7 protein-coding genes are annotated in these 7993 nt (G+C 65.7%); 4 read left to right on the top strand and 3 right to left on the bottom strand.

The window, feature by feature from the left end:
• Positions 1-35: 35 nt before the first annotated feature.
• Together A2J02_RS14910 and A2J02_RS14905 are read right to left on the bottom strand one after the other, a co-directional pair.
• Positions 36-1226 carry a hypothetical protein gene (locus tag A2J02_RS14910; protein WP_156516231.1) on the bottom strand — a complete coding sequence of 397 codons (1191 nt, stop codon included), beginning with the start codon at positions 1224-1226 and terminating at the stop codon, positions 36-38.
• 24 nt (positions 1227-1250) lie between these two features.
• Positions 1251-1925, bottom strand: coding sequence for an NrtR DNA-binding winged helix domain-containing protein (locus tag A2J02_RS14905; RefSeq protein ID WP_068050901.1), 675 nt, complete (start codon positions 1923-1925; stop codon positions 1251-1253).
• 61 nt (positions 1926-1986) lie between these two features.
• Here A2J02_RS14905 and A2J02_RS14900 point away from each other — a divergent pair, with 61 nt between their 5' ends.
• A complete protein-coding gene (locus A2J02_RS14900; RefSeq protein ID WP_068050899.1) occupies positions 1987-2913 on the top strand; it encodes an ADP-ribosylglycohydrolase family protein in 927 nt (308 codons plus the stop codon).
• Complete coding sequence (locus A2J02_RS14895; protein WP_068050897.1) at positions 2910-3419, top strand: O-acetyl-ADP-ribose deacetylase; 510 nt, start codon at positions 2910-2912, stop codon at positions 3417-3419. The genes A2J02_RS14900 and A2J02_RS14895 overlap by 4 nt, the downstream gene beginning before the upstream one ends.
• 18 nt (positions 3420-3437) lie before the next feature.
• On the opposite strand, the gene A2J02_RS14890 is transcribed toward A2J02_RS14895, so the two are convergent.
• Positions 3438-3788, bottom strand: coding sequence for a VOC family protein (locus A2J02_RS14890; RefSeq protein ID WP_068050895.1), 351 nt, complete (start codon positions 3786-3788; stop codon positions 3438-3440).
• A 146-nt stretch (positions 3789-3934) separates the two neighbouring features.
• Here A2J02_RS14890 and recC point away from each other — a divergent pair, with 146 nt between their 5' ends.
• Complete coding sequence (gene recC / locus A2J02_RS14885) at positions 3935-7210, top strand: exodeoxyribonuclease V subunit gamma (RefSeq protein ID WP_068050892.1); 3276 nt, start codon at positions 3935-3937, stop codon at positions 7208-7210.
• A partial coding sequence (locus A2J02_RS14880; protein ID WP_156516230.1) for a UvrD-helicase domain-containing protein occupies positions 7207-7993 on the top strand: 787 nt, incomplete at its 3' end. The genes recC and A2J02_RS14880, both read left to right, overlap by 4 nt.

Here is a 7993-nt window from a genome sequence, read left to right as displayed (position 1 = left end):
GACCACCGACACGGTCTCGGTGTTCGCGGGGGCCGTCACGACGACGCTGAATCCTCGACCGAGCTGTGGAGCGGGTCGTGCTGCGACTCCTCGTCGATCACACCGAACGGTAGGGCCTCGGCGACACCGTCGAGCACTGCCGGACGCAAAGCGTGCGGAACGGCGAGTACTTCTTCGATCTTGACGAGGATGCCCTGCTCGATGAGGGATCGGACGCGGTGGTCGATCAACTGCGCCGTACGCAGATCCTCACCTTCGAGTTCGGCGTAGTCCTCGCCCTCGTTGTTGACGGGGAGCTCGTCCGTCATGGCGGCGAGCAGCGTCTGTACCGCGAAAGTGTTCGCCAGCGACCGTGACACATCGGGGTCGTCGGCATCTCCCGACAGCTGGACGCGAACGTGTTCGGCGACCAGCTCGTGCACCGTCTCCGCGCCTCGGCCGGCCAGCGAATGCGCATTGTCGCCCGGCCTGGCGGTGTCACCGTCGATGCGAATCAATTCGGTCGCGATCGCCGTCGACCAGTAGTCGACCGCGGCACCCACCTCGAGCCGGGCGGGATCGAGCGGGGTGGAGCCGACCGCGCGCTGCAGGTCGGCGTCCTCGCCCACCGCCAACCCGTCGGCCACGCGCGCGACGATGTCGTCGAGGGCGGGTAGCAGCGGCAACGCGGAGATCGCGGCGAGTTCCTGGGCCAGCGAGACGTCGGGCAGATCGATGTCGTCGGCGTCGAGCATGTCCGGCTCGTCGCCTTGGAGGAAGTCCGAGAGATCCTCCATGCAGTGCGAGTAGTCCTCGGGAGTGCCGTCCCAGAGATCGGTCTCGTCGAGGAAGGTCAGGTACTGCAGTGACGTGAGTACCAGATTGACCGCGGTGTCCTCGGCCGTGTCGGACTCGTCCTGCAGGATGCGTTCCGCGGCGTCCACCAGCAAGTGTGCATCGGCGGGCAGCCAGGCACTGGGGGAAAAGCCGTTACGGGCTCCGGCCAGCTGGGTCAGTGTCGACGACACGAGTCGAGAGATCGCCTCCGATTGTTCCGACATCTCGCTCTCGTCGAGCCATTCGACGAAACCGTCGATCAGATCGGCGATGCGTTCGGTCACGGCACCGGTGGGGGCCGGTCGGGATTGCTGGTGGCGCCGTTGCCGGGCCTTGGTCTTTTCTGCACGTTTCTGTCCGCGGTTGGCAGGCCGCTTCGATCCCATGACTGCCAGCTTATCGGTAGGCATGTCCGGTTTCGTCGATCCGTGCCCTCAGCGAAGTAGGAACGAACCCGCAGATGCAGGAAGAGCCGGATTCGATGCGCGACGATACAGCTCTGCGGGTCGGCCGCCGCCTGCGGTCGAGGTTGTGCCTGTCCCTTCGAGCGACCCGATGACGTGACGTCGGAACGTGTCTTTCGGCAGAGCGCGATCGAACACGATCTCGTACACCTCGCGAAGTTCGAGAAGGGTGAACTCCGCGTCCGTCAACAGTGCGGGATCGACCTCACGCGCGTAGCGATCACGGAGGTCGAGAACTGCCTCGGTCACCATGGTGCGGTGGTCGAAGGCCAGTGTCGACACCGGTGCGGAGTCGTCTATCGGCATCGATTCGGTTGTGAGAGCCAATGATCGAGCCGAGATTGCTGCGCCGTGCGCCATCGACAGGACCCAGCCGCGGTCGTCGCGGTCGGGATCGTCGAACATCCTCAGCTGGTGAAAAGTGAGATCGATCAAGTCGGCCTTCGTCCTCAACGCGCGGTCTGCCGCGTCGGCGAGAGTCTCAGACGGTCGCAGAAAGGTGCCCGGTAGCGCGGGGCCGCGCTCCGACGGCACCACGACGACGTGCAGTTGCCGTTCGCGGACGGTCAGTACCGCCACATCGACTGCCACGGAGGGGCGCGGGTAGTCGGTCAGCGCGTTGCCGTCTCGGTCTCGCCAGTTCATGCGTTGCAGCTTAGCGCAGTAATGATCTATAGTTAGCTCAACATCGATCTAAGGGGTAGGTATGCAGTTGACGGACATTCAGCACGACCGAGCGCGGGGCGTTCTCCTCGGAACGGCAGTGGGTGACGCCTTGGGCGCGGGCTACGAGTTCGGATACCCCTCACCCGAGACGACGATCGCCATGGTCGGCGGCGGCGCATTCGATTGGGCCCCGGGGGAATGGACCGACGACACCTCGATGGCGCTCTGCGTCGCGCGTGCCCTCGAGCAGGGCGGAGACATCGACGACATCGCCGAGAATTTTCGCGCGTGGTTTGCGCAGAACCCTCCGGACGTAGGAAATCAAACGCGCTCCGTGCTCGCGCAGACCACACTCAGCGGCTCAGAGATGACCGCGGCGGCAGCGTCACTGTCGGGTAGAACCGGCGGCAACGGATCGCTCATGCGTACCGCACCTGTCGCCTTGGCCTACCTCGACGATTCGGCCGGATGTCGAGCTGCTGCTGCACGGATCAGTGCCCTCACCCATTCCGACCCGCATGCCGGTGAGGCATGCCAATTATGGACTCACGCAATTCGATACGCGGTTCTTCGCGGTACATACGGCGGGGTGCGTGAATTTCTGGCCGCCGCCGAAGCCGACGTCCGTGAGTTCTGGCAGTCCCTGCTCCACCAGGCACAGGAGGGACAGCCGTCCGACTTCCCTAACAACGGCTGGGTGGTCCACGCTCTGCAGACGGCGTGGTGGGCAATCCATCGATCTGCCGACGCGGACCGGCCTCTGCCTGCCGCTCTCGAACTGTGTGTCCGAGCAGGCGGCGATACCGACACCACGGCGGCCATAGCCGGAGGGCTCCTCGGAGCGCGCTGGGGCGCATCGGCGGTGCCGAGCGAATGGCGCGACATCGTCCAAGGCTACCCAGGGTTGCGCGCCGACGATCTCGACCGAATCACCTCGAACATCATTGCAGCGAAGGGGAGTTCATGACAATCATCGACGTCGTCCAGGGCGACATCACGGACGTGGCCGCAGACGCCATCGTCAATGCCGCCAATACGCGATTGCTCGGCGGCGGGGGAGTGGACGGTGCCATCCACCGGGCCGGTGGGCCGGACATCCTCGCAGAATGCAAGGCGCTGCGGGCCACCACCCTGCCCCACGGCCTCGACGTCGGCGCAGCCGTCGCCACCACCGCGGGCAGACTTCGCGCCGGCTGCGTCATTCACACTGTCGGCCCGCGCTACTCCCCGCACGAGGACAGATCTGAGCTGCTGCGACTCTGCTATGCCCGAAGTCTGGCGCTGGCAGCGTCGATGAACCTGAAGTCCATCGCTTTTCCCCTGATTTCCGGCGGGTCCTACGGATGGCCGATGCACGACGCAGTCACCCAGCAGGTGGTGGCAGTCAAAGCTGCCCGGCCGTCGGTCGACCTCGTCATGCTGATCGCCTACTCCCGCGAAGCGGCGAACCTGACGCGGCGGTTGGTGGGGTGACGATCGAGGGCCGCTCGATCAGTAGTGCTCGCGAAAGCCGCCGATCGCGGAAACGGAATTGCCGTCGGGATCGGAGACCGTCGACAGTCTTACTCCCTTGTTCGCGTCCACGATGTTGCCGAAGTCGATGCCGCGGGAACGAGCGGCATCGACGAACAACTCGATGTCTTCGACGGCAACGTTGAACTGCGACGACCCTGCTCGCTCGGGGTCGACCGTCACCTGCACCCATGCAGCGGGGGCGGCCTGCCACTCCACCAAACTCGGCATCGGATTGTTGTCTGCAGGCCGGTCGAACAGCTTCTCGTACCACTCTCGTGCCGAGTCGATATCGTGTACTGCCACCACGGCAAGAACATGTTCGATCATCGCGTTCTCCTTCGTATCGTTCGGTTGCGCAGATATGGACCGGATCCGACCGCCCGACTCATCGCGCAGAATCTGTCGGTGGCTCGAGTAGGGTCGTCACGTGCCCGAAATCGGGTGCCGATACGAGCAGGCAGGGGACCGCGACGGTGTTGACGCTTCATCGCGCCGAACGCGCCGGAACGCTCGCGGCTGCACTGGCCGACATCCTGTCCCGGCCGTTGGACGATCCGTTCGTGCCCGAGATCGTGTCGGTCCCGGCGAAGGGCGTCGAGCGGTGGCTCACGCAGCGACTGTCGAGCACGCTGGGCGGTTCGGATGGCGACGGCATCGCAGCCAACATCGACTTCCCGAGCCCGACGCGATTGGTCTCGCGCGCCATTGCTGCGGTCGACGACATCGATCCCGACGACGATCCCTGGGCTCCTGCCCGGGTTCTGTGGACCGCGCTGGAGGTGATCGACGACTGTCGCACCGAAGCCTGGGCGTCGGTGCTGCTCAAGCATCTCGGTGCAGGTTCCGAGGATCATCGCGTGGGACGTCGCTGGTCGACGGCATCGCATGTGGCAGAACTGTTCCGCACCTACGGATCCCAGCGTCCCCAGATGCTGCGCGACTGGTTCGACGGGCGCTTCACCGACGGCCACGGTGGTGATCTCGACGAGGACCTGCTGTGGCAACCGCGAGTGTGGGCCGCGCTGCGCGAGCGAATCGGCAGCCCGAGCCCAGCCGAGCGCCTGCCGCAGACCTGCGCACGACTCCGGGACGCACCGGAGTCGGTGGACCTACCGAGCCGGTTGTCGGTGTTCGGTCCGACCCGGCTGGCGACCGATCAGCTCGAGATACTGGGTGCGCTGTCGCAGGCTCGCGACGTGCACATCTGGGTTCCGCATCCAAGCCCGTCGATGTGGCGCACCCTCGCCGAGATCCCGGCGGTGACGCGCCGACGAGACGACACGACAGCTCTGGCCGTCGCGCACCCACTGCTGGCCGGCCTGTCGCGAGACGTGCGAGAACTCCAGGCCACCATCGCGTCGGTGGCGACGCACACCGTGCATCACCAGGGACCGGAAGCAGCGAACACCCTGCTCGGTCGAATTCAATCGGACATCACCGCGGATTCGGCTCCTACTCCCGAATTCGACGACGGCAGGACGTTCGCCGACGGATCGGTGCAGATTCACGCGTGTCATGGACCCGCTCGTCAGGTGGAAGTTCTGCGCGAGTCGTTGCTGCATCTGTTCGCCGGCGACCCGACGCTCGAACCACGGGATGTGCTGGTGATGTGTCCGGATGTCGAGACCTACGCGCCGTTGATCCGCGCGAACTTCGGGCAGACGGCACTGGTACATCCCGGACATCGGCTACGGGTGCGGCTGGCCGATCGAGGCCTGCGTCGTACCAACCCCGTCCTCGACGTCATCGCCACGGTGCTGGATTTCTCGGAGGGCCGGGTGACGGCGAGCGAGTTGCTGGACTTCGCCGCCAGTGGTCCGGTGCGCGAGAAGTTCTCGTTCACCGACGACGATCTCGAGCGACTGCGCGAGTGGGTGACGAGCTCCGGTGCCCGCTGGGGATTGACAGTTCGACAACGAGAAGCATACGGCCTGAACGGTTTTCGGCAGAATACCTTCAAGTCGGCGCTCGATCGCATCCTGTTGGGAGTGGCCGCGGACGAGACTCGGAACGAGTATCTCGACCTGGCGCTGCCTCTCGACGATGTCGACAGCAACGACATCACCCTCGCCGGCCGCTTCGCCGAGCTGGTGGACCGGCTCGCGTCGGTGCTCCGGGCACTGGCCGGTCCGGCATCGGTGACCGAGTGGACGCGGCAGCTGGGGCGCGCCCTCGATCTCCTCGCCGACGTGCCAACAGCAGACGAATGGCAACTGGCACAAGCACATCGCGAGATCTCCGACGCCACCGAACACGGCGGCACCGCCGAGCTGCGGCTCGCGGACGTGCGTGCCATGCTGGCCGGAAGACTGGCCGGCCGACCCACCCGAGCGAACTTTCGAACCGGCGAGCTGACCGTGTGCACCATGGTGCCGATGCGCTCGGTGCCGCACCGAGTGGTGGTGCTGCTCGGGCTCGACGACGAGGTGTTCCCACGAGTGGGCGGTATCGACGGAGACGACATCCTCGCCCGCGATCCGGCCGTCGGCGAACGAGACACTCGCAGCGAGGATCGGCAACTGCTCCTCGACGCGGTGATGTCGGCGGAGGAAAAATTGCTCTTGTTCTACACCGGAGCAGACCCCGTCGACGGGTCGGCCAAGCCGCCCGCGATCCCGCTGCGCGAGTTGATGGACGTGCTCGAGGTGACCGCGGGCGGAAGCGTCGAACATCGGCATCCGTTGCAGCCGTTCGACCCACACAATTTCGAAGCCGAACACCCGTTCAGCTTCGACACGGTGGCCCTGGCAGGGGCGGTCTCCCAGCAACGGACGCCCGATCCAGTACCACCGTTTCTGCCCGACGCGCTCCCTCCGGCCGATCGAGGGGACGTCGAACTCGCCGAACTCATCGCCTTCGTCGAGAACCCGGTGCAGGCTTTTCTGCGGCAACGACTCGGCTTCCGCGTTCCCGAGCTCGAGGACGACCTGGCAGACAGCCTGGACATCGAGCTGGATCCGTTGTCCCGGTGGAACATCGGTGATCGGATGCTTGCAGCAGTGCTCGCAGGTGGGGACATCGGAGAATTCGCCGACGCCGAGTGGCGGCGCGGAACCCTTCCGCCGTTTCATCAGGGCCGCCGCGAGATGTCCGACATCCGGCAGATCGTCGGAATCATCGCCGACGCGGCCGCTCCCTTCCACGAGGGTCCGGCCGAGACGATCGACGTCGCGGTCGATCTCGGCGACGGCCGACGCCTGACCGGCACCGTCACTGGGATCCACGGCCGCACGCTGGCACGTTCGTCGTACTCGCGACTGGCCGCCAAGCACCGGCTGGCCGCGTGGGTGCGGTTGCTGGCGGTAGCGGCATCGGAGGCAGGGGACTGGAGCGCCGTCACCATCGGCCGCGCGAGCGGAATGCGCCCGCCTCGTCGCTCTCGGCTGAGCGCCCCGCGGGATCCCTTTGCCGTACTGAAAGATCTGGTGGACTTGCGTGATCGTGGAATGACGTCGCCGCTGCCGATATCGACCGGTACCGCATCGGCGTACGCAGAGAAGCGGTTCGGTGGCGGGTCCATCGAGGACGGCTACGACTCGGCCACCTGGGCTTGGCGGGGCGACTTCGGTGACGGCACCGATCGATCGTTGCGGTACGTCCACGGTTCGGCCTTGTCGTTTCAGGCATTGCTCGCTGCGGCCCCGCTCGCCGACGAGACCGAGCCCTCGAACGAGAAGAGCCGCTTCGGGATTCTCGCTCGAAAGCTGTGGGATCCGTTGCTGATCGCCGAGAACATTGGGAACGCATGACCGCCGCCCGCGGATTCGATCTGCTCGGTCCGATGCCGACCGGAACGACCGTCCTCGAAGCCAGCGCCGGGACCGGCAAGACGTACGCGATCGTGGGGTTGGCCGCGCGCTACATCGCCGAAGGGATCGCCGAGATCTCGGACCTGCTTCTGGTGACGTTCAGTCGAGCCGCGACCCAGGAACTCCGCGATCGCACCCGAAGCAGGTTCGCGTCGATCGCCCGGGACCTGGCCGACCCGGACACCGCTCGGGTATCTCGGGATCCACTCGTGGCATTTCTGGCCGCAGTCGACGACGCAGAGGTCGACCGGCGGCGTCGACGGTTGCGTAGGGCACTGTCGGACTTCGACGCCGGCACCATCGTCACCACTCACAGTTTCTGTCAGCGCATGCTCGACGGACTCGGCATCGCAGGCGAGCGCGAACCGGAATCGACGTTTGTCGAATCCGTCTCGGACCTACTCGAACAGGTCGTGGACGATCTGTATCTGCAGATGTTCAGCGGTGACGACGAAGCACCGGCATTCAGCAGGCGGGATGCCCAGCAGTTGGCGTTGTCGGCCGTGGGTGACCAGCAGTCGATTCTGTATCCCGACACCGAGGACTCGGACGACGGCAATCGCGAGCCGGCACTGCGTGTGCGGTTCGCCCGGGAAGCGCGCCGGGAGATCGAACGTCGCAAACGCCTGCTCGGTGTGCGCGATTACAACGATCTTCTGGGACTTCTGCATTCGGTGTTGTCGGACCCCGTCCACGGTGAGGCTGCCTGTGCGCGAGTGCGAG

It is taken from the genome of Rhodococcus sp. EPR-147, from assembly GCF_001647185.1.
Lineage (GTDB): Bacteria > Actinomycetota > Actinomycetes > Mycobacteriales > Mycobacteriaceae > Rhodococcoides.
Note: the sequence above shows the minus strand (reverse complement) of the source record. Positions and strands in the feature narration are given on the sequence as shown.